The organism is Acetobacter nitrogenifigens DSM 23921 = NBRC 105050 (assembly GCF_000429165.1).
Taxonomy (GTDB): domain Bacteria; phylum Pseudomonadota; class Alphaproteobacteria; order Acetobacterales; family Acetobacteraceae; genus Acetobacter; species Acetobacter nitrogenifigens.
This window is the reverse complement of the sequence record NZ_AUBI01000015.1, coordinates 43,273-65,343: the sequence shown is the minus strand read 5'-3', so window position 1 is coordinate 65,343 and position 22,071 is coordinate 43,273. Positions and strand designations below refer to the sequence as shown.

Below are 22,071 nucleotides of genomic sequence, written 5' to 3'. Positions count from 1 at the left end.
ATCAGGAAATACGTTCGCCGTGAAGAGCGACGTCCAGACCTTCCTGCTCCTGCTCCGTGGACACGCGCAATCCGATCACGACATCGACGACCTTGAGAATGATGAACGTCATCACGCCACACCAGACGATCGTCACGCCGACGGCCTCGGTCTGGACGAGCAACTGATGCAGGGAGCCGGAAGAACCGCCAGGGTTCGCGTCCGTGGCGGAGAGTGGGCCGTAGGCCAGCAGGCCGGTCAGCAACGCCCCGACGATGCCGCCGACGCCATGTACGCCGAAGGCGTCTAGGCTATCGTCGTAATTGAACGCGTGCTTGAGCGTCGTCGCACTCCAGTAGCAGATCACGCCAGTGGCCAGACCAATAATGAGTGCGCCGCCTGGCAGAACAAATCCGGCAGCGGGCGTTATTGCGACCAAGCCGCCAACCGCGCCGGAGATAATTCCCAGCACCGTGGGTTTGCCGCTACGAAGCCACTCGGCGATCATCCAGCTAACGCCAGCTGCGGCGGCTGCGATCTGCGTCGTCGCCAGCGCCATACCCGCACGACCGTTGGCGCCGACCGCCGAACCGGCGTTGAAGCCGAACCAGCCGACCCACAGCAGCGACGCGCCGATCACCGCATAGGTCAGGTTGTATGGCGCCATGTCGTCCGTCCCCAGCCCACGACGACGCCCAAGGACCAGCGCGCAGACAAGGCCCGCGACGCCCGCGTTGATGTGAACGACCGTACCGCCCGCGAAGTCCAGCGTGCCGAGGTTGAGCAGCCAGCCGATCGGGCTCCAGACCCAGTGGGCGATCGGGGCATAGACCAGAAGCGACCAGAGGACCGAGAACACACACATGGCCGAGAACTTCATACGCTCCGCATAGGCGCCCGCGATCAGAGCCGGAGCAATGATCGCAAAGGTCATCTGGAAGCTCATGAAGACGCTCTCGGGGATTGTCATCACCGTCGCATTGGAAGAATCAGCGCCAAGCGTGAAGCCGATATCCGCGCCCTTCGAGATGTGATCCCCGATCGTATAGAGGAACGCCTTCGACAGGCCGCCAATGAAAGGCGTTCCGGTAGAAAATGTCAGAGAATAACCTGCGATCATCCATACCAGCGTAATGATGCTGCATATCGCGAAGCTCTGCATCACGGTCGCCAGAACGTTCTTCTTGCGGACCATGCCGGCATAGAACAGCGCGAGGCCAGGGATCGTCATAAGCAGGACGAGCGCGGTGCTCACCAGCATCCACGCTGTGTCGCCGCTGTCGATCTGAGGAGCGTCAGCAGCGCTCGCCGAACCGGCCGCAAGAAAACCGACGGCTCCGGCGAATAACGCCAGCGCGGGTCGCGCCGGCGCCGTGCGCGCCGCAAATAAGGAAAACCCTTTGCCCATTAATTCCCCAAGCTCCCTGCCCGTGATACCGGCGCTTTCGCCCGAATTCGGCCTAAACCCGCAAGACACGTCCACGCGCCGACAGCCGGGGACGCTGAAATCCAATTTCTTTACGTAGCTTATCCGAAACGAAATGCTCAAGCCCCGGCGATGTCGGACAGCCGATAGCCTTTAGCGACCAGAGGTCGTCAGGCTCCGGCGACGCGCGTCCGGGAGCGCATGGTGACGAACTCTTCGCCGGACGTCGGATGAATGCCTATGGTACGGTCGAAATCCGCCTTCCGCAGACCGGCAGTCACAGCGATCGCAAGACCCTGCATCAATTCCGGCGCATCTTCACCCAGCATGTGCGCGCCGACCACCTTCTGGCTGGCCTGATCGACCACCAGCTTCATCAACGTGCGACGCTCCCGTCCGCTTAGCGTATGACGCATCGGGCGAAAGCTGGAGACGTAGATGTCGGCAGGACCGCGTTCCGCCGCCTCATCTTCCGTCAGGCCGACACTGGCGAGCGGCGGGGTGAAGAAGACGGCCTTGGGCGTTGTATCGAAGGCCCATTCCCTCTCGTGTCCCGCAAAGAGGTAGTCGGCGAGAATATGCCCCTCAGCGATGGCGACGGGAGTCAGATTGATCCGATTGGTCACGTCACCAATGGCGTATATATCCGGCGTGCTGGTCTGAGACGCCGCATCCACTGCGATGCGCCCGCCATCATCCAGGCGCACGCCTGCCTTTTCCAACGCCAGTCCGCTCGTCTTGGGGTGACGGCCGGTGGCCAGCATGACGCAATCCGCCTCGATCTCGACGCCACTGTCCAACGTGACGACAAAAGCATCTCCATTGCGGCGAATACTGGTCGGACTGGCCTTCACGTGCTGGCGGACACCGCGCTGGTCTATCGCCGTATGCAGCGCAGAACGCAGGTCCTCGTCGAAGCCACGCAATGGCAGCGGCTGGCGATAGACAAGGTCGACCTCAGCGCCAAGACCTGCAAAAATGCCAGCGAACTCCACGCCGATGTAACCGCTGCCCACGATGCATACCCGACGCGGCATCTCGGCGAGGTGAAACACCTCATCCGAGGTGATCGCCAAATCTACCCCTTCGATGTCCAGTTTCGTCGGCGTCGATCCGGAGGCGATGACGATCCTCGCAGCCGTGATCCGTTCCGGTTTCGCGTCCGGAGAAAGAGGCGTCGGCTCGGTAACTACGGTATGAGCGTCTTCGAAACGTGCGAAACCGGTGATCAACCGAACGCCGTTTTTCTCCAGCATCGATACATAGATGCCGTTGAGCCGTTCGATCTCGCGATCTTTCGCGGCGATCAACATTTTCCAGTCGTGATGGCCGGGCTGCGTGTCCCAGCCGAACCCGTGGCTGTCCGCCACATAGTCGGGGTATTCGCTGGCCTGCACCATCAACTTCTTCGGCACGCAGCCGAGATTGACACAGGTGCCGCCCCAGTGCCGCGCCTCGATAATCGCGACACGCGCGCCATGTCCCGCCGCTATTCGGGCGCAGCGAACGCCTCCGGAACCTGCGCCAATGACCAGAAGGTCGACATCATACGCGGCGTTATCGGACATAAGACAGGCTCCGGAGGCGGTGTTGATCGATCAGCGTTCGGCGAACGCTTTCTCAACCACATAAGCGCCCGGACGGGAATTGTTACCCTCGTCGAAGCCACGGGCCTCCAGCAGCTTCTCAGTGTCAGCAAGCATCTCCGGCGAGCCGCAGATCATCACGCGGTCATGCTCGGGGTCGATTTCGGGAATGCCTAGGTCCGCGAAGATCTTGCCGCTTTCGATCAGCGTGGTGATACGGTCGGTGACGGCGAACGCTTCACGGGTGACGGCAGGGTAGTAACGGAGCTTCTTCGCGACGTCCTCGCCCAGAAACTCGTGCTGCGGCAGTTCGTGGCGGATATGGTTCGCGTAAGCCAGTTCACCGGAGATACGAACGGTGTGGCTGAGCACGACATTTTCGTAACGCTCGTAGCACTCCGGGTCCTTGATCAGGCTCATGAACGGCGCAAGGCCAGTTCCCGTCGACAGGAAATATAGATTCCGTCCTGGGCGCAGATTATCCAGCAGAAGGGTGCCGACCGGCTTGCGTCCGATCAGAACCGTGTCCCCCACCTTCACATGGCGCAGGCGGGAGGTCAGCGGGCCGTCAGGCACGGCGATGGAGAGGAACTCCAGATGGTCTTCGTAATTCGCGGAGGCGATGGAGTAGGCGCGCAGCAATGGCTTGCCGTCCACCTCGATGCCTATCATCGCGAACTGCCCGTTCTCGAAGCGCAAGGCCGGGTCGCGGGTCGTCGTGAAGCTGAACAGCCGGTCGGTCCAGTGATGAACCGTCAGCACCTTCGCCGGATACAGATGCGCGTATTCTTTCGTCGGCTCCGGCAGATGCCAGAGGCCTTCATGCCCGTCGACCGGAACGATGCCGGAGGGGGCCAGATCGGCGGCGAGGCGTGTCAGCGTTTCGGACATGTACCGGAACTCTCCCGGGTTGAGGCGAAATTACCGCGTTCCTGACACCGGGCCGGCAACGCAGCACGCGTCCCCGCCCGACACGCGTTTCGCCGGGGTGGCAGTCGAATGTGGCTGGTGGTTTTACGGGCAAGCCCCCACCTGCGCCAGTTCCATTTTCCGGACGCCGCCCCGCGCGAAGAGCAGGACAGACGCCCCAAAGGCGCGCCGCCGTCTGGCTACGGCGTCAGCGCCCTTCCCGCCCGGACTTTCTTCAGTGCGGCAGGTTGTCGTTGCGTCGGATAAACGCTGCGGCGTTGTCGTGCAACTCTTTTAACGCTGGCGCGTGCGTGTAAACCATATGCCCCGACATGTATTGGTGGATTTCGATGTTACCCGCCAGCGCTCGTGGGATAGGCAGATGGCTCATCTCATAGACGCCCTCGAAATACGGCGTGCCGAGATCGAAATACCCCTGATTGAGCTGCACCTTCAGGCTCGGATTGGTCTTCATCGCCATCGCCAGATCCGGCAGGACGTTCGGCACGCCGCGTTTCGAGGACGGCATGTCGGGCTGTTCGTGATGGAACGACCAGATCGATATCGAATGCGCGCTGGGCTTGTACTCCTGATACGGACCTGTCGGATCGTCCCCACCGTAATGCAGCGTCGTCCGCGCGTAATCGTTGAACGCGGACAGATAGGCGGAGCCAAGCGCCGAACCCATCGGGTCATAAGACGGCGTCTGCGAGAGCGGGTCGATGGCGTAGCCGGAGAAGCGGCTATCCAAACGCCCGGTGTCGCTGTCGTCAGCCCCAAGCAATGTCTTTTCGAACTCGCCGCCGTTCACGCGCAGGTTGGCGCGCTTGATATAATCGACCGGCAAACCTGTATAGCCATGCAGCTTCTCTGCAATCGTATTGAACGCAGCCTCTGGCAACGCCGTCCCCTGCTGCAACGCTGACGTGTAATCGCCCGTCGCGAAATGCTCCACTTCCTTCAGGAACGTCGGCAGGTCCGCAGGCATCGGCGACAGTTTCTTGTGATACCAAGCCGTCGCGGCGAAGCTCGGCAGCGCGAGGATATAGGGCAGGTCCATGCCCGGATTGGCCTGCGGACGATCGATCGTGTTGTCGTAGTTCAGGATCTGCGACAGCAGCATCACGCCGTTCAGGTCGATACTCTTGTCCTGAGCCAGCATGTTCGCGACGATGGCCGAACGCGTCGTGCCATAGCTTTCGCCAAACAGGAATTTCGGCGAGTTGTAGCGGTTATAGCGCCCCAGAAACTGCGCGATGAAATCGGTGAAGGCGCGTGCGTCCGGGTCGGTGCCGTAAAACGCCTTCTCCTTGTCCTTGCCGCCAAGACGCCCGAACCCCGTGCCCGGCGCATCGATGAACACCAGATCCGTAACGTCCAGAAGGCTGTCGTCGTTGTCGATCAGCTTGTAAGGCGCTGCGGGCGTATGCGTGTCATCCGCCGTCTGGATACGCTTCGGACCGAACGCGCCCATATGCAGCCAGACCGTCGCAGAACCGGGGCCGCCGTTATAGACGAAGGTGATCGGACGGGACGCCGCAGGAACGCCCTTCTTGAAATAAGCCACGTAGAACATCGACGCGACCGGAAGCTCTTCGGGCTTCGTCGTCCGCTCCGGCGCTGCGTCGTCATAGCCTTTGGGGTGGACGATCAGCGTGCCCGCTACAGCCTGATAGGCGACATGCTGGCCGCGAATGGTGACGCTGCCTTCGGTTACTTTCTGCTGGGGTTTGAAGGAGAAGGCGTCGTCCGAAGCGTGTTTGGCTTCGACGGCGGTTTTATCGGGTTCCGCCGCCAGAGCGGAAGCAGAGAGGAAGAAGGTCGACGCGATCAATCCCAAAGCGAAAGACGTGACGTTCGTTCGGCCAGCTCTGGACAAAAAATGAAGCACCGCAATCTCCAGTCAGAAAAGTTCAATGACGGAGATTGTAGCGGAAAGTCTGAACAAAACCCAAACCGGGTCGCTCAGGCATACCGGCTTCGACATGGTCCGCAAAACGCGCTCCATCATGGATCGCCCGGCTTCGTTCAGAAGCCCAGAATTTTCAAAAATCCACTGGAGGCAACAGGCACTAGCGCAGAGGAACGGCGCTTTCCATCTGCACGCTCTCGGTCTTCACACCGAGTTTACGGTACAAGTCTTCGTATCGCGGATCCTGCGGCATATATCCCGCATCCATTTTTCGTCCATCCAGAGAAAAGAGCCTGAGCCATTCTTTTTCTCCATGACAGACGCCATCAAGCTGATCTCGCGCACAGCCGTAGTCGAGCCACAGATAGTGTGCTCCATTGCTTCCCTGTACACAGGCCCAACTGGCCACAAAAGCGGATAAGCCTGCCTTTCCGGCTTTATCGACTGTCGTTTGACCACGCTCGGACGGCAACGTTAAGGATCCGCTCTTTCCCCTAATTTCAATATTCTGTTGCAACCACACCATGTCGTCATCAGGCGACTGGCCCGGATCATACACAGAATGCGCGATCCCCTGCACGTCGGCGCAGGCAAGGCGAGCCACGCCGGTTACAGGCTTCGCCACGGCCTGCGAGCATGCGAGAAGCAGAAGAACACTGCAGCCGACACGCATCATCGCCCTATCGCCGATTGAGAGAACTGCGAGATATAAAGATCATATTGCTTTTTCGCCTGACCTATCGACACCTGATTTTGCGTCGCCCCGGGAAGAGACGCCCACTCGGCGCGCAACAATTTGAACGCCATATCCAAGCTCTCTTTTCCATTGCAGACTGTCGCCTGAGCGCCGCGCTTCCCAATCTTCCACCACGCCAGCTTATCTTGGCTCGCCGGGGTAAAATCCCGGACAACTCCCTTGTTATACGCTTCAAGCCACGTCGGATAGACAAACATGTACGCACCCGCCGCCGTCGATTGACGCCCCCAGCGAGAGTTCTGGGTATTGGGATGCTTCGTCATATCGGAAAAAAGGCCGCCGCCAAACATCCTGCGATAAGACGTATCTGAATCGTCGGGATAATTTTCCAGCCAACGCAAGAGCTTAAGAAATGCCTTTGAATTTGGGGTGGACAATCAGCGTGCCCGCCACAGCCTGATAGGTTATGTGCCGGCCACGAATGGTGACGCTGCCTTCAATCACCATCTGCTGGGATTTGAAGGGGAAGGAGTCGTCCTGATAGTGAGACTCTTCACTTCCAACAAGGCACTTTTTGTCGAACTTGGCTGCGAAAATGCCCGTGGCGCACGAAAAACTCAACCAAGCAACACGAGGGCAATTGCCCCTCCATTTCTCGCTGGGTAAACACCAGATAATGAAAGTGTCAGGAGAAACACTTAAATTTTCACCAAAACAACATTCGACATCGATACGTATGATGCAAATTGCGCAACATCGCAATTTCTATACATCACATCAAGCGACACCTCACCACGTAATTACCGGAAGGCAATATTTCATCAGTAATATCATCTTTATCAGATGAAAATAGCGAAATTACCATACAAGAATCATCGCTAGGCCTAATAACAACTGATATGTCTTCTGGAGATACACTCGAAGGAGTAGATACTACCTCCTCTTCTGTCATACGGCACTCTCCAAATATTTCTGCAGACAAATCGTCAGCGATAATATTCCTCGCAAACAATCTTCCCTGACTTTCTAAATTTAACGATATATCGACAAATTCCTCATATTTCACAAACGATAATACAGATATTTTACCTACTTCTTCACAATCAGCTTTAATATATTCAACATTTTCCATTGACTTACTTGATATGTTTACGCCAAATATTTTCGATTTTTTCATGAAATCTTTTAACGAAAATATCAATACTCTATTTTTTGTTTCCGTATAAAATTCTTTCAATAACTCCGACCTTGGCCCAACTCTAAACCCTTCGTAATCATCCCACCAATCAGTCTTTCGTTCGGCCGTTACGAACAATATGTCGCAATTATCATCCCTTGATTTATTCATCATTTGTCTCCATACAAAATAGTCACCAAACGGTTCAAAATTTCCAAGATCCTTTTTATCTTTATCGCGATAACCTGGCGGTATTTTCTTTTCATTTCTCTTTTGAGCAATTTTTTTCTGCTCTTCTAATTCAAACTCCGAAAATTCAGTACCAATATTCGAAAACAACATATCTTTAATAGCATAAAATATTTTATCGTTCTTTTCCGAAACAGTTTCAGAGTCTACTTTTGCAGATATCGCATCCTCCACCGTTTTCATGGAGTTTTCTATTTGAGATACAACATTGTCAATTATATTCGGGTCTATCAAATCTCTATTCTTTAATGTAGTCATGAATTTATTTACATTCGCCATTTCTTTTCTCAAATCTATCATAATAGAATTCATGTTTGATTTAAATTTCCTTATAACACTAACTCTGTTTTTAAAAAATTCCCTTGCAACTTGATCTGAAATCCAAACTCTTTCCTTTACCTTCTCAAATAAACTCAAAACCTCAGATAAAGTTTCAGCATGAAGGGAATAAAGATTTAAAATAACATTGGTATCTAAAGAAATAACACATTTCTCAATCAGAGAATCCTCCTGCTCCTCCGTCAAAGGGAACGCCCACTGATATGCACTCGCGTCTGTCATTTTTAATACACCTTCAAAACGTAACTTTATACACACAGCCCTCCTAAAACGGGGGGCTACACTAATTTCAGCGAAGAATGCCAGTATGCCCGATCGAGTAGCGCCCCGGCTGTGGCCATACTGTCAACCCGTGTGGCTCTGCGCCCACCGGAATAATCTTCATGGCGCCGGTGTCCGTGTCGATGGCGTACACCACATCGTCAAAGCGTCCCGACAGCCAGAGCAGCTTTCCATCGGCGCTGACATTACCCATGTCCGGGCTGCCGCCGCCGGGGATCGGCCAGGTCTTCACCACCTGATTAGTCGCGAAGTCGATGACCGACACATTGCCATCCTTGCTGTGCGGCGGGCCGTGAATCTTGTGCGATCCGCGGTTGGCTACGTACATGAACTTGCCGTCACGGCTGGGGTAGATGCCGTGTGTGCCGACACCCGTGTGGATGAAGCCGGTCTGCGTAAAGGTATCGCCGTCGACGGTGAAAACACCGTCGGCGTGCATGTCGGCGACATAGAACGTCTTGGCGTCTGGCGAGGCCAGAATGTCCTGCGGCATGCCGCCGCCGGTCAGCTTCAGATACCCGATCAGCTTGTGGTTGACCGTATCTACCTTGGCCAGCATCCCGCCGAATTCGCAGGTGAAGATGGCGTAGCGGCCGTCAATCGAAAATTCAGCGTGATTGACGCCCTTGCACTCCGGCGTCTCGACCGAAGTGTGCAACTCCATCGTATGCGGATCACGGAAGTCGAGACGTTTGCGGGCCTCCGCCACAACGATGGCTTCCTTGCCGTCCGGCGTGAAATACATGTTGTAGGGATCGTCGACCGGAATGGCCTGTCCCGGCTTGCCGGTGCGCGGGTCGATAGGCGTCAGGCTGCCATTGGTGGTGCCTTCGGCGTTGTTCGTGACCCAAAGCGTGCGCAGATCCCAGGACGGGACGACGTGCTGCGGGCTCTTGCCGACGGGAAAGCGGTCAACGACCGTCATGGTCGCCGGGTCGATCACCGACACGTCGGCTGAACGCAGGTTCGGCACGTAAATGCGCGGCAGGTCTTTGGCCACCTCCGGCGCAATATTGCTCGGGCGCGTCTCGGAATAAATGTTATGCGGGTCGATGACCGGCGGCATGCCGGGGATCGTCTGCACGGCGCTTTGCGCTGGCGCGGGAACAGGGGCCGTCTGCGCATGGGCGACGGTCAGACCACAACCACCCAGCATCGCGATCACGACCCGGGCGCCACTCAGAATTCGGTTTTTCATCATAATGTTTCAGAGACCTCCGACCGGACGCCAATAGCACAGCGCCGGACGGCGACAAACGCTTCCGGCGCGCCGGTCTGTCAGACCTCGAAACGCTCCGCCATCTCCGCGAGAGGCCAACGCGGCCTTGGTCTGAACTGCATATCGTCGAGCGCCGGCAATCCCAGACGCGCGGCTTCCGCGCATGTCTCCAGAGCGGCCCAACCGACCATCACGGCGTTGTCTGTGCACAGGGCAAGCGGCGGGGCCGCGAAACGCAGCCCATGCCGCTCCGCCACCTCCGTCAGCCGCGCGCGCAGGGTCTTGTTCGCCGCCACCCCTCCCGCCGCAACGAGCAATGTCGGTCCGTCCATCATGGCGAGGGCGTTGGACACGCGATCGGCGACGACATCCGACACCGCCTGCTGGAAGCTCGCGGCCAGATCGGCGGCGACGGTTCGCGGCAAGGGCTCCGAGCCATAAGGCGCAATCTGGCGCGCGATCGCGGTTTTCAGGCCCGAAAACGAGAAGTCGCACCCTTCCCGTCCCTTCAACGGACGGGGCAATGCGAACGCTTTCGGGTCACCCTCGTTGGCGAGTTTCTCCAGCGCCGGGCCGCCGGGCCAGCCGAGGCCAAGCATCTTCGCGACCTTGTCGAACGCCTCCCCCGCCGCGTCGTCGATCGTCCCGCCAAGCCTGCGATATCGTCCAACGCCTTCGACGGCGAGGCACTGGCAATGCCCGCCGGAAGCCAGCAGCAGCAGAAAGGGGAACGTCGCACCCCCCTCCACAACGCCGGGCAGCCGCGCCGACAGCGCATGGGCTTCGATATGGTTCACGGCGATGAACGGCTTGCCCAATGCGATGGCGAGCCCCTTGGCGAAGTTCGTCCCCACGACCAGCCCGCCGATCAGCCCCGGCCCGACGCTGGCCGCGACGGCCGCCACATCGGCAGGCGCAAGATTCGCGTCCTGCAAGGTCCGGCGGGCCAGATCAGGCAAAAGCGCCAGATGCGCGCGGGCGGCGATCTCTGGCACCACCCCGCCGAATTCGGCGTGGGCGTCCTGTGACACCAGCCGTTGAGCCAGTACCGAGCCATCCGGCGCGATGAGCGCGCAGGCTGTTTCGTCGCAGGACGACTCGACAGCGAGCAGCGGTCCGGCGAGCTGCACAGTCTGCGCAGAACGCTTATCATCAGGATGAACGTTAAAATCGAGGCTTTTCAGGCTCACGTCACCTTTCCTTAGCGCGACGGCGGTAATAAACACCCCACTATGGTTCCCGCACAGCCGTCCGATACCGCCCTTAGCCCGGCGCTGCAAAAAGTAGCCGCCGAGGCCGCCGCACGCCAGAAGACCGTGGTGACGCATCACCGACGGTTGCTGCCGCTCCGCGTCGGCACGAGGGGGTCGCCGCTCGCGCTGTGGCAGACCCGCGCCTTCCTTACGCGCTTGACGCGCTTCTGCCCGGTCCTGCGCGACATGAACGCGTTTCAGGAACACCAGATCAACACGACCGGCGATCAGGTCCAAAACCGGGCGCTGGCGGAAATTGGCGGCAAGGGCCTGTTCGCCAAAGAGATTCATGAGGCGTTGCAGGACGGCCGCATCGACTTTGCGGTGCACAGCCTGAAGGACCTCGAAACGACACTGCCGGACGGGCTGGTTCTGGCCTGCACCATGCGGCGCGAAGACGCTCGGGACGCGCTGATCCTCGGTCCGGGCCTTACGCCTGCGGACCCGAACGATCCGTATTCCGCGCTTCCGCACGGCGCCCTGATCGGTTGCGCGTCGGTCCGCAGGCAGGCGCAGATGCTTCATGTGCGCCCCGACCTGCGGTTCGGCCTCCTGCGCGGCAACGTCCAGACGCGCCTCGACAAACTCGCCGCACGGCAATGCGACGCCACGCTTCTGGCTCTTGCCGGTCTACGCCGGTTGGGGATGGAGGATCGCGCGTCGGTCGTGCTGGAGCCTGACGTGATGGTGCCTTCCGCCGGGCAAGGCATTGTCGGGGTCACGGTGCGCGAGAGCGACATCGAGCTTCGCGAGCTTCTCGCCGCCATCGAGGATTACGAAGCCCGCGCCGTCTCCACGGCGGAGCGCGCCCTGCTTGCGGAACTGGATGGATCCTGCCGCACGCCGATCGGCGGATTCGCACGCCTGCTCCCCGCCCCTGCGGGCGGAAAGGCGACGCTGCATCTGACCGGGCTCGTCGCTTCGGAAGACGGCACGTTTCTGCTCCGCCGCGAGACTTCCGGCGCTCCCGCCGACGCTGAACGTCTCGGGCGTGAACTCGCCCGCAGCCTTCGCGTTGACAGCCCTGCGCACATCTTTACCGAATGAAAGATGGCCGTGATCGCGCCTCCACGCCGGAACAGGCGGCGGCGCGACGGGTCGATCATCGCGGCGTCCTCGTCACACGACCGGAGCCGGGCTTAACCGAGACCATGGCGGCCCTCCGCGAACGCGGGTGGCGTCCCTACGCTGCGCCAGCGCTCACGATCGCTCCCCGCCGCGTGGAGCCGCAACAGAGGATCGCCGCCGCAATTCTCACGAGCGGACAGGCGGTAGACGCTCTTTCTTCCTCGCTGCCGGTCTCGACGCAGGTTTTCACCGTTGGCGACGCCACCGCGCGAACGGTCGAACGAGCGGGCTTCAGGACCGTGATCAGCGCAAACGGAAACGCGCACGATCTTTTCCAGCTTGTCGCCACAACTCTGACGCCCGAGGCTGGCCCTCTCCTGCTGCTGTCCGGGCAGGCGCAGGCGCTGCCTTTGGCGCGAACGCTCAGAGCAGCTGGATACACGGTGCGCAGACGTGTGGCGTATGCGGCTGTTGCCGTCGAACGCCTGCCCGTCCCTGTGACGGAGGCGCTGCACCGTGGGAAAGTCAACGTCGTGATGGCGTACTCCGCTCGAAGCGCCGCCGCGACCATGCGGGCGCTGGAGCTGGCGAAGATACGGGTGTGCGACCTCACAGGCGTCGCAATTTCGGAAAACACGGCGACAATCATGCGAGCCGCTGGTTTCAGGACTGTCGCGGTCGCTGCCCACCCCGATGCGGAGGGCATGTTGAACGCCCTGGCAACCGTTTCCGACAAGAAACAGTCTGCGGCGCGCGACGCATAAAACCTGTCCTTTCGGCGTCATTGACGTTCGAAGTCGTAACGATATCGTCGTCCCCTGCCTGATTTCGACGAATTACGAACAGTGAAACGTGAGGAACCCGCTTTTGAAAACAATGATCGGTCGGTTGACCGCACTGGCCTCGCTCTCTGCTCTTGCATCCCTCCCGCTCGGGACAGCGCACGGCGCTGACGCCAACGATTCGAGATTCCTCTCCCTATACAAGGAGCTTGTCGAAACCAACACGACTCTTTCATCTGGCAGTTGCACCCTCGCAGCTGAAAGGATGCGGGCGCGCCTGCTGCAAGCCGGATACACGAGTGGCGACGTCCAAATACTCGCCCCGCCGAACCTGCCGCGTTCTGGCGATCTGATCGCAACGCTTCCCGGCTCCGACCTGAAGCTGAAGCCGATCCTCCTGCTCGCGCATATCGACGTCGTAGAGGCCAAGGCGGCAGACTGGAAACGCGATCCGTTCAAGCTTGTAGAAGATAAAGGCGTGTACTATGCGCGCGGTTCATCGGACGACAAGGCGATGGCGTCGTCGTTCACCGACGCAATGATCCGATATCGGGAAGAAGGTTTCAGACCGAAACGGACGATCCGGCTGGCTCTGACTTGCGGCGAAGAGACATCGCGCGAGACTGACGGCGTCGCCTGGCTTCTTTCGGCGCATCCTGATTTTCTTGACGCCGAATTTGCGCTGAATGAAGGCGCGCACGGGCAGTATGACGAAAATGGAAAACCAAAAACCCTTGAGGTTCAGGCTGGAGAAAAAGTCTACACTGATTTCGAATTGACCTTAAACGATCCCGGCGGCCACAGCTCTCGCCCTCGCTACGAAGGCACAGCGATCGTCCGCATGTCCCAGGCTCTTGCGAAACTTGGCGCTTACGAATTTCCTATTTCTATAAACGACACGACCCGCCGTTATTTCCAGACAGAAGCGCTCCACGCCGCCCCCGACGTCGCCCGAGATATGCGCGCGATCCTTGCCGCACTGCCGGACAATGAGGCCGCCGCACGTTTATGGCGCGCGAACCCTTCGTGGAACGGCATGATCCGCACGACTTGCGTGCCGACCATGATCTCCGGCGGCCACGCGGATAATGCGTTGCCGCAACGCGTCACGGTGAATGTTAACTGCCGGATCCTGCCGGGAACAGGAAACGACGAAATTCAAAAAACGCTCACGCAAGTCATGGACGATCCGGGAATTTCGGTAAAGATCGTGGACGGATCTCCATCACGCCCCAAACTGCCGCCTATCACTGATCGTATCCTGAACCCGGCGAATCAAATCGCAGAAGCGATCTGGCCCGGAATCGTGGTGTTGCCGACGCTCTCGACCGGCGCAACCGATGGATCGTATCTCAACAGCGCCAGCACGCCGACCTACGGGCTCTCCGGAATGCTTGCCGGACCGGAGGGCAATAACGCCCACGGATTGAACGAACATATCCGCAAGCAGTCGCTACTGGACGGACGGCGTTTTCTCTACGAGGTGGTCAAGCTCTACGCCGCCCAATGATCAATTCGGTCGGGGCGAACCCTCGACCGCGTGCTTTAGCGAGACCGAACGATCTGATCCTGTCGAAGCGCCTCTACAGCATCTGCGATCTGCTCGGCAGGCGTCGGGGTGAGAGGAAGGACCAGCACATGTTCATCTGCGTCCGGCTCCTCCAGCGTCGCGAACTGGCTGGGCAGCAGGCTGGCCGGCATGAAGTGACCTTCACGCCTCTGCAAGCGCGCGGAGATAACATCTTCCGGAATGGCGAGAAAAAGAAACGTGATATCCACACCGCTCGACCGCAGCCTGTCGCGGTAGATTCGCTTGAGGGCCGAGCACGTCAGGACGCCGCCGCGTCCTTCCTTCGCCCGTTCGGATATCCAGTCACGGCACGTATCCAGCCACGGCCAGCGATCTTCGTCAGTCAATGGAACGCCAGCCGCCATCTTTTCGACATTGCTCCTGGGGTGCAGGGCGTCGCCTTCCTGAAACGGCCAGCCGAGAAGGTTGTGCAACCCGTCCGCCACCGTACTCTTTCCGGTTCCAGAAACACCCATCACAACGACGATACGCGGCGTCAGCCTATCCGCGAACGGAAACGAGCCTGCCCTCATTGAGGCCGCCCCCGTCATTGCGCCGCCACGTGAAGGCGTGCGACCCCAGTCGGCCCGGCGATGACCGCCTCGCTCGCCATACCGATGAACAGGCCGCTTTCGACGACGCCGACGATGGAGCCGATCGCCAGTTCAGTCGCCGCCGGATCGTCGATCCCTTCAAAATGGCAATCAAGAATCAGATTGCCGCCGTCGCTTATGAAAAGGTCGCCTGCGCGCGAACGCCGCGGAGAAACATGCGCCCCGACCTCCGCCAACCGACGCGCCGTCGCCTCCCAGCCGAAGGGCGTCACCTCCACCGGCAATAGACTGTGCTCGCCAAGACCATCGACCAGTTTGCTCTCATCGGCGACGATCACGAGACGATCAGATGCCGAGGCCACGATTTTTTCGCGCAGGAGCGCGCCGCCAAGTCCCTTGATCAGATTCAACGTGCCGCGTTGCACCTCGTCAGCGCCGTCTATCGTAAGATCGACCCGTTCGTGCTCACCAAAGCCCGACAACGGAATACCCAGTTCGCGCGCCTGATGTTCGGTGGCGAGCGACGTCGGCACGCCTACGAAGCGAAGTCCCTCGCGATAACGACGTCCCAGCGCAGCGACGGCGAACGCCGCCGTGCTGCCTGTGCCAAGCCCGACGACCATTCCGTCTTCAACCATTTCCGCAGCCAGTTCGGCCGCATGCCTTTTGTACTCCGCAGCCTGCTCAGAAGACATGCTCACGATACGACCTCCCCGGCGGCGGCGGCGTCAACAAGCCACTCGATCCGCCCCTCCGACGTTATATGGCTTGCGGGCTCTGCCGGATCGCCAGCCCGCACCCGGGCGTAAACCTCCGCCTTGGAAGCGCCCGTGACGAGGAAAAGCACAAAGCGACTGGAGGCGATAGCGGGATACGTCAATGTCAGGCGGGTGTGCGGGGCGTCGTCCGGAACGCAGGGAGCGACCCACCGCGTGCGTTCCTCCAGCACCGGTTGGCGCGGGAAGAGAGAAGCCGTGTGGCCGTTTTCTCCGAGGCCGAGAAATACGACATCGAAAAGCGGTCGACCTGCCTCGAGCGCCTCGGCGCCGTAAACTGTTTTCAGGCTTGCTTCGTATGCCCACGCCGCCGCATCCGGATCGCCCTGGTCTGGCATCGGGAAGACAGCATCGGCAGGCGCGGGCACACGTGAGAAGAGAATGGACTGAACCATGCCCCGATTGCTGTCAGGAGAATCCGCAGGAACGAAGCGGTCGTCGCCGAAGAAAAACTGTACGCGGCCCCAGGGAAACCGTGCCGCATAATCAGGGTCCGCCATCAGGGCGTAGAGCCGCTTCGGCGTCGATCCGCCCGATAGCGCAACGCGAAAAACATCTTTGGCAGCCAATGCCTGTTCGAGCAAAAAATCAGCCGCCTGGCGCGCAATCGCCTCTGCATCGTCGAGGACGATTTGATCCGCCGACATAACGTCGTGCCCGCTCATTACGACTCTCCTAAAATATAACGCTCAATTCCTGCAGCGAAGCCTTCCGCCTCGCTGGATTCCGACACATATGTCGCCGCCGCCTTCACCGCGTCGGCCGCCTGCCCCATTGCTATGGACAGGCCGGCGATCTGAAACATCGGCATATCGTTTGGTTGATCACCCAGCGTCGCGATCATTCCCACGGGAATATCAAGAAGCCTCGACAGGGCGCGAACTACGCCGCCCTTGTTCGCGTCAGAATGTGTGACGTCCAGATAATACGGTTGGGACAACGCCGCTGAAGCGTTGTCTCCGAGCGCTCCCTGCACGGTCGCCTCCAGCCGCTTCATCAGATCGGGATCATCACTGACCCCCGTAATCTTGACGACGCCGTCTGTGATGTCGGGAATGTCATCGCGCACTGTGGGGGCGAATTTTACTGTCCACTGCTCTCGCGCAACATGCGGGTGACCCGCATCAGGCACGATCCAGTCGTTGCCTTGATAGATCCAGACATCCGCCCCACCTTCGCGCATCAGCGCAACCGTCTTCCGGACGATCTCCGGCGGCAAAGTCAGCGACTGAACGACCGAAAAATCACGATTGACCATCAGGCCGCCATTAAAACCCGCAACCGGGGTCCCAAGGCTCAATGGATCAAACAACATCTCCATGCCCTTCGGCGGACGGCCCGAAGTAATGGCGAAAAGTATTCCCCTGTCGTGGAGTTTTTGCACAGCAGCGACGGCCCGGTCCGTCAGTATCTTTTCATGCGTCACCAGCGTGCCGTCCACGTCGCTCAGGACCAGCCTGATGTCCGACGCAGCACGACCGCCGGCGGGCGTCATGACGACGAGCCCTTCGCTCCCGCCACTCTTGGCAACACATAGGTTTCAATGGCGCGAGCCCAGCCTTCGTCTTCGTTGCTCGCAGTACGAACGTGAGCGTAGGATGCGACTTCGTCCGTGGCGTTGCCCATCGCGATGGACAGCCCCGCGACCTCGAACATCGCAATATCGTTGCGCATGTCGCCGAGGCAGGCGACTTCATGCGGCGCAATGCCGAACATGCCCGCAAGCTGCTTCAGCGCGTAACCTTTTGTCGCCTGTTCCGGGGTAATATCGAGGTAATACGGCGATGATCGCGCAACATGAGCCCGTCCCTCAAGCAACGCCCCGATCTCGCCTTCCAGCCGAGCGAGAAGGTCATAATCGCTGCTCGATCCTGCCAGTTTGCCTACTTTGTCCAACCAGGGATCGAAGCCCTCGCTCGCGACGATCGGCTCGACCCGGATCGCAGCCTGTTCGTGCTGCACATACGCTCCGGTGACGTCGCCTACGATCCAGTCAGAGCCGCAAAACAACCAGGCGTCCACCCCGTGAACGTTCAGCATATCGAGCGCGTCACGCAGGGCGTCCTGCGGCAAAGCCAGACTCGACACCGTTCGCCCTTCTGCGTCGAAGACGATGGCGCCGTTAAGCCCTGCATAAGGTGTTTTCAGCCCCAGCGCCTCGAAATACATCGAGATCCCCGGAGGCGGGCGGCTACTGACGAGGCAGACAGGAACACCAGCCTCCCGCAGCTGGCCGATCGCCGCCAGCGTGGCGGGAGTGACCTGCTTTTTTGGCGTCAGCAGCGTGCCGTCCATATCGCTGACGACAAGTCGAACGTTCTCGGTCGGCGCGGGCTTGGCCTCGCGCCGGGCTTGATCGTCGCTCTTCATGACAGACTCTCTCGCTCCGCGCGCATGCCCTTACCCGCCTTCGTCAGTTTTTGGTTTCGACGTGACCGCCGAACCCAAAGCGCATAGCCGACAACACCTTCTCGGCGTAGTTGTTGCCAGTGCGCGAACGGAAGCGTGTGAACAAGGCGGCCGTCATGACTGGAACCGGCACAGATTCCTCAATGGCGGCTTCAATAGTCCAGCGGCCCTCACCAGAATCCTGAACTTGCCCGGAGAATTCAGACAACTCTCCGTTTTTCGCCATCGCCTGCGCGGTGAGATCGAGCAGCCATGACGAAACGACGCTGCCCCGACGCCAGACTTCAGCGATATCCGCCATGTTGAGCGAGAAGCGTTGATCGTCCGGCAACAACGGCGAATCCTTGGACTTCATGACGTCGAAGCCCTCGGCGAACGCCTGCATCATGCCATATTCGATGCCATTATGAACCATTTTCACAAAATGGCCGGACCCGGCCGGGCCGCAATGCAGGTAGCCCTGCTCCGCGCGGGCGTCCAGACCTTCGCGGTCGCGTCCCGGCGTCGGCGGAACGTCGCCCTTGCCAGGCGCCAGCGCATTCAGGATCGGATCAATATGGTCGGCCGCTTCCTGCGCGCCGCCATACATCATACAATATCCTCGCTCGAGCCCCCAGACACCGCCCGACGTCCCGACGTCGACGTAATCCACGCCCGTCTTGCTCAGCTCGGCAGCACGGCGGATATCGTCCTTGTAGTAGGTGTTGCCACCATCAATCACGATGTCGCCCGCACCGAGCAGTTTACCGCATGCCTGCACAGCGTCTTCAGTGATCTGTCCGGCCGGCAGCATCAGCCACACGACCTTCTTCGGCCCTTTCAGCTTGGAGGCCAGATCCTCAAGGCTCGACGCGCCGACAGCCCGTCCGTTTTCAGCCCGAGAAACGATTTTCTCCACTGTGTCCGGAGAATTATCGAACACCACAACATCGTGGCCATGCCGCGTGAGACGCACGGCGATATTCCCGCCCATGCGCCCCAGACCAACAACTCCGATCTGCATATGACTAATCCTTTTCTTCAGATCGCGGCTTTGATGGCCGACGCTATGGAAGCAAGGCCCTTGGCGAGATCGCCCTTGATATGCACGCGCAAAGCACGACGGCCACGCTCGGCGAGGACGTCGAAATCGCCACGCGCCTGCGCCGCCTTGACCACGCTGAACGTGAAGCGCTCGCCGGGAACCGGAAGATCGTGCGCGTCATCGGCAGTAATTTGCAGGAACACGCCGGTGTTGGGTCCGCCTTTGTACGCCTGTCCCGTCGAGTGCAGGAAACGAGGCCCGAACTCGGCGGCTGTCGCCACTTTCTTCGCGTCGCGGATCGCCAGCCGCGTGTGTTGAATCCATTCCCGCGTCGCCCGGTCACGCTCGATATAGGCGAGAACGCCGACATAATCGCCGGGCTTCACACGGTCGAAATGCGCTTTCAGGATTTCGTGCGTGGAACCGCCCTTCAACGCCGCTGTATTTTTCGCATCGGCGAAGAACGAAAGATCCCCATCCGTCGCGAACGGCTCCTCGGACGGAAGCGCTCCCGTATCGTTATACGCAGATGTCAGCTTCTTCGTTTCGATCTTGCTGGCCTCGACATCCGGCTGATCGAACGGATTGATGTCCAGCCACGCTCCGGCGACCGCCGTCGCGATTTCCCAACGGAAGAACTCCTGCGCAATCTGACGGCGTTCGTGCAGCTCAATGGTTACGACTGGCTGACCCGCTTCAATCAGCGTACGGACCGCCTCATCCTGCTCATGCGAATGCTCATTCGCCAGACGCAGATAGACGAACACGCGATCGGAGCCGTAATGCGCCGGTCCCGCGAGCGTTTCGTCATCGATCGGAATCAGACCTTTACCGATCTTGCCAGTCGATTCCGCGATCAACTGCTCCGCCCACGCTCCGAAATCTGCGATCTGTTTCGTAGCGATGATCGTGATCTTGTCGCGACCGAACTTCGTGGCGGCAACGCCGAACACCGTGCCAAGCTGAACGCCTGGATTGACCGCCGGAGGCGCGCCCGCGTCACTCGCCTTCACGCCGTGCAATGCGTCTTCAAGGAAGAGCTTGATCGGCACGCCCGCAGCCGTCGCCGGAACGAGACCGAAATTCGACAAAACCGAGTAACGGCCGCCGATTTCCTTCTCTCCGCCAAATATCTTCCAGAAACCTTCGCGCTTAGCGACGGCTTCAAGATGAGATCCCGGGTCCGTCACCGCCACGAAATGCGAAGCCGCTTTGTCGCCGATCGCTTTTTTTGCGACGTCGTAGAAATAGGCAAGAAGGATATTCGGCTCCAGCGTGCCGCCCGACTTCGACGAGACGATGAACAGCGTGTGCGCCGGGTCGATCTTACCTTCAAACGTCTTAATCTGCTGCGGGTCGGTGCTGTCCAGCACGTACAGGTGGCCGAACCCTTCGTGCTTGCCGAACGTCTCGGCCAACACTTCCGGACCAAGGCTCGATCCGCCCATACCGAGCAGAAGAACCTGCTTGAAACCACGCTCCCTGGCTTCCTTCTGGAACGCCTCCAACTCGGCGACGTGATCCAGCCGCTCGCCAACAATGTCGAGCCACTTCAGCCATTTCGCTTCGTCCGCGCCAGTCCAGAGCGACGCGTCACGCGCCCATAGCTTGCGGATGGAGCCTTTCCGGCGCCACTCGTCCAGGCCGGCCTTCACAGCGGCGTCGAGGTCTTCGGGTAAAGAGAACTTAGTCTCGGTCAGCTTCTTTCCGAGAATATCATTCTGTTTCTTCGCCACCGAGCCAAGCAGACTGTCGAACGCGTCTTCGAAGGACGACACGCCCTCGTCCACAAGGACCTTCGTCACCCCGGCAAGGTCGAGCCCAAGGCGCTCCGCCTCCGCCAGAACATGCTTCGCCCCCTCGACATCCTCGGTCAGCGTGGCACCGGGGAGCGTGCCGTGATCGCGAAACGCGTCGAGCGTGGCAGGCGGAATGGTATTGACCGTCTCGGGGCCGATCAGCTGCTCGACATACAGAACGTCGCTGTAAGCCTTGTCCTTCGTTCCGGTCGAAGCCCACAGCAGTCGCTGCGTTTGCGCGCCCGCCGCCTTCAGTTTCGCCCAACGATCGCTCTTCATGACTTCCAGCCAGTACTGGTAAGCCAGTTTCGCATTGGCTATCGCGACCTTGCCGCGCACCGCCTTCAGCGCCTCGCTATCCTTGTCGCCAGCCTTCACGCGTCGATCAATTTCCGCGTCGATCTTTCCATCAATACGGCTCACGAAGAAAGAAGCAACCGACGCTATGGACGCAACGGGCTGACCAGCCTTGAGGCGCGCTTCTAGGCCGCTCAACCATGCCTCGACAACTTTCTTGTATGCGTCGAGGGAAAACAGAAGCGTAACGTTAATGTTGATTCCGTCCGCGATCTTCTGCTCGATCGCCGGAGCGCCTTCGTCGGTGCCCGGAATCTTGATCATGAGATTCGGTTCCTTGACCGCATCCCACAACCGTCCAGCCTCGAAAATCGTGCCAGCCGTGTCTCGCGCCAGGTAGGGCGAAACCTCAAGGCTCACATAACCGTCGACGCCTTTCGACGTCTCAAAGACAGGATATAGAAGTTTCGCCACTTCGCGAATGTCGTCAATCGCGAGACGCTCGTACAGCTCGGAGGTTGAAACAATCTCCTTTCCGAGAATCTCATGGATCTGGGCGTCGTAATCCGTCCCTTCACCCATCGCCTTTTGAAAAATCGCGGGATTCGACGTAACGCCCTTGACCCCATCGTCGGCGATCAATGCGGCCATCGAGCCGTCTTTGGTAAAACCCCGCCGCACGAAATCAAGCCAGGGCGACTGCTCGAATTTCGCAAGTTCCTGCAAAGGGCTTTGTTTTGCGTTTGCTGCAGCATTCATAAGAA

19 protein-coding genes are annotated in these 22,071 nt (G+C 59.4%); 3 read left to right on the top strand and 16 right to left on the bottom strand.

Annotation, left to right across the window (positions count from 1 at the left end; translation table 11 throughout):
* Nucleotide 1: 1 nt before the first annotated feature.
* The 9 genes from G442_RS0114980 to tsaD form a co-directional block, all read right to left on the bottom strand.
* The gene (locus G442_RS0114980; protein WP_026398648.1) at nucleotides 2–1,387 is read right to left on the bottom strand and encodes an ammonium transporter; all 1,386 of its coding nucleotides are present in this window, start codon (nucleotides 1,385–1,387) and stop codon (nucleotides 2–4) included.
* A 188-nt stretch (nucleotides 1,388–1,575) separates the two neighbouring features.
* A complete protein-coding gene (gene gorA, locus G442_RS0114975; RefSeq protein WP_026398647.1) occupies nucleotides 1,576–2,973 on the bottom strand; it encodes a glutathione-disulfide reductase in 1,398 nt (465 codons plus the stop codon).
* A gap of 30 nt (nucleotides 2,974–3,003) precedes the next feature.
* A complete protein-coding gene (locus G442_RS0114970) occupies nucleotides 3,004–3,882 on the bottom strand; it encodes a ferredoxin--NADP reductase (protein WP_026398646.1) in 879 nt (292 codons plus the stop codon).
* A gap of 253 nt (nucleotides 3,883–4,135) precedes the next feature.
* Complete coding sequence (locus G442_RS0114965; protein WP_246789471.1) at nucleotides 4,136–5,791, bottom strand: S10 family peptidase; 1,656 nt, start codon at nucleotides 5,789–5,791, stop codon at nucleotides 4,136–4,138.
* 181 nt (nucleotides 5,792–5,972) lie between these two features.
* Nucleotides 5,973–6,437, bottom strand: a complete 465-nt coding sequence (locus G442_RS0114960) for a hypothetical protein (RefSeq protein WP_146882541.1) — start codon at nucleotides 6,435–6,437, stop codon at nucleotides 5,973–5,975.
* A 47-nt stretch (nucleotides 6,438–6,484) separates the two neighbouring features.
* Nucleotides 6,485–6,832: a lysozyme family protein gene (locus tag G442_RS22590; protein WP_146882539.1), complete on the bottom strand. Its 348-nt coding sequence runs from the start codon at nucleotides 6,830–6,832 to the stop codon at nucleotides 6,485–6,487.
* A 449-nt stretch (nucleotides 6,833–7,281) separates the two neighbouring features.
* On the bottom strand, nucleotides 7,282–8,496 hold the full coding sequence (locus G442_RS0114950; protein WP_026398643.1) for a PIN-like domain-containing protein: 1,215 nt from the start codon (nucleotides 8,494–8,496) through the stop codon (nucleotides 7,282–7,284).
* A 67-nt stretch (nucleotides 8,497–8,563) separates the two neighbouring features.
* Entirely contained in the window at nucleotides 8,564–9,712 is a 1,149-nt protein-coding gene (locus tag G442_RS0114945; protein WP_246789476.1) for a YncE family protein, read from the bottom strand.
* A gap of 122 nt (nucleotides 9,713–9,834) precedes the next feature.
* Complete coding sequence (gene tsaD / locus G442_RS0114940; RefSeq protein ID WP_026398641.1) at nucleotides 9,835–10,905, bottom strand: tRNA (adenosine(37)-N6)-threonylcarbamoyltransferase complex transferase subunit TsaD; 1,071 nt, start codon at nucleotides 10,903–10,905, stop codon at nucleotides 9,835–9,837.
* Nucleotides 10,906–11,007: 102 nt separating this feature from the next.
* Between tsaD and hemC the strand changes: the two genes are divergently transcribed.
* The 3 genes from hemC to G442_RS0114925 all read left to right on the top strand — a co-directional run bounded on the left by hemC (nucleotide 11,008) and on the right by G442_RS0114925 (nucleotide 14,388).
* Nucleotides 11,008–12,075: a hydroxymethylbilane synthase gene (gene hemC / locus G442_RS0114935; protein ID WP_026398640.1), complete on the top strand. Its 1,068-nt coding sequence runs from the start codon at nucleotides 11,008–11,010 to the stop codon at nucleotides 12,073–12,075.
* A complete protein-coding gene (locus G442_RS22585; RefSeq protein ID WP_051292376.1) occupies nucleotides 12,072–12,860 on the top strand; it encodes a uroporphyrinogen-III synthase in 789 nt (262 codons plus the stop codon). The genes hemC and G442_RS22585 overlap by 4 nt, the downstream gene beginning before the upstream one ends.
* 112 nt (nucleotides 12,861–12,972) lie before the next feature.
* Nucleotides 12,973–14,388, top strand: a complete 1,416-nt coding sequence (locus G442_RS0114925) for a M20/M25/M40 family metallo-hydrolase (RefSeq protein WP_026398639.1) — start codon at nucleotides 12,973–12,975, stop codon at nucleotides 14,386–14,388.
* Between the two features lie 35 nt (nucleotides 14,389–14,423).
* Here the strand turns inward: G442_RS0114925 and G442_RS0114920 are convergent, their stop codons facing one another.
* The 7 genes from G442_RS0114920 to G442_RS0114890 are packed head-to-tail and all read right to left on the bottom strand — an operon-like array spanning nucleotide 14,424 to nucleotide 22,066.
* Complete coding sequence (locus G442_RS0114920; RefSeq protein ID WP_026398638.1) at nucleotides 14,424–14,999, bottom strand: gluconokinase; 576 nt, start codon at nucleotides 14,997–14,999, stop codon at nucleotides 14,424–14,426.
* Entirely contained in the window at nucleotides 14,996–15,706 is a 711-nt protein-coding gene (gene rpiA / locus G442_RS0114915) for a ribose-5-phosphate isomerase RpiA (RefSeq protein ID WP_026398637.1), read from the bottom strand. Before rpiA ends, G442_RS0114920 begins: the two co-directional genes overlap by 4 nt.
* Nucleotides 15,700–16,443 carry a 6-phosphogluconolactonase gene (pgl, locus tag G442_RS0114910; protein WP_035376720.1) on the bottom strand — a complete coding sequence of 248 codons (744 nt, stop codon included), beginning with the start codon at nucleotides 16,441–16,443 and terminating at the stop codon, nucleotides 15,700–15,702. Before pgl ends, rpiA begins: the two co-directional genes overlap by 7 nt.
* A complete protein-coding gene (locus G442_RS0114905; RefSeq protein WP_026398635.1) occupies nucleotides 16,443–17,273 on the bottom strand; it encodes a Cof-type HAD-IIB family hydrolase in 831 nt (276 codons plus the stop codon). Before G442_RS0114905 ends, pgl begins: the two co-directional genes overlap by 1 nt.
* Nucleotides 17,270–18,148 (bottom strand): Cof-type HAD-IIB family hydrolase, encoded by an 879-nt coding sequence (locus tag G442_RS0114900; protein ID WP_026398634.1) that lies wholly within the window; start codon nucleotides 18,146–18,148, stop codon nucleotides 17,270–17,272. Before G442_RS0114900 ends, G442_RS0114905 begins: the two co-directional genes overlap by 4 nt.
* A 43-nt stretch (nucleotides 18,149–18,191) precedes the next feature.
* The gene (gene gnd / locus G442_RS0114895) at nucleotides 18,192–19,190 is read right to left on the bottom strand and encodes a phosphogluconate dehydrogenase (NAD(+)-dependent, decarboxylating) (RefSeq protein WP_026398633.1); all 999 of its coding nucleotides are present in this window, start codon (nucleotides 19,188–19,190) and stop codon (nucleotides 18,192–18,194) included.
* Nucleotides 19,191–19,207: 17 nt separating this feature from the next.
* On the bottom strand, nucleotides 19,208–22,066 hold the full coding sequence (locus tag G442_RS0114890; protein WP_026398632.1) for a bifunctional transaldolase/phosoglucose isomerase: 2,859 nt from the start codon (nucleotides 22,064–22,066) through the stop codon (nucleotides 19,208–19,210).
* Nucleotides 22,067–22,071 lie beyond the last annotated feature (5 nt).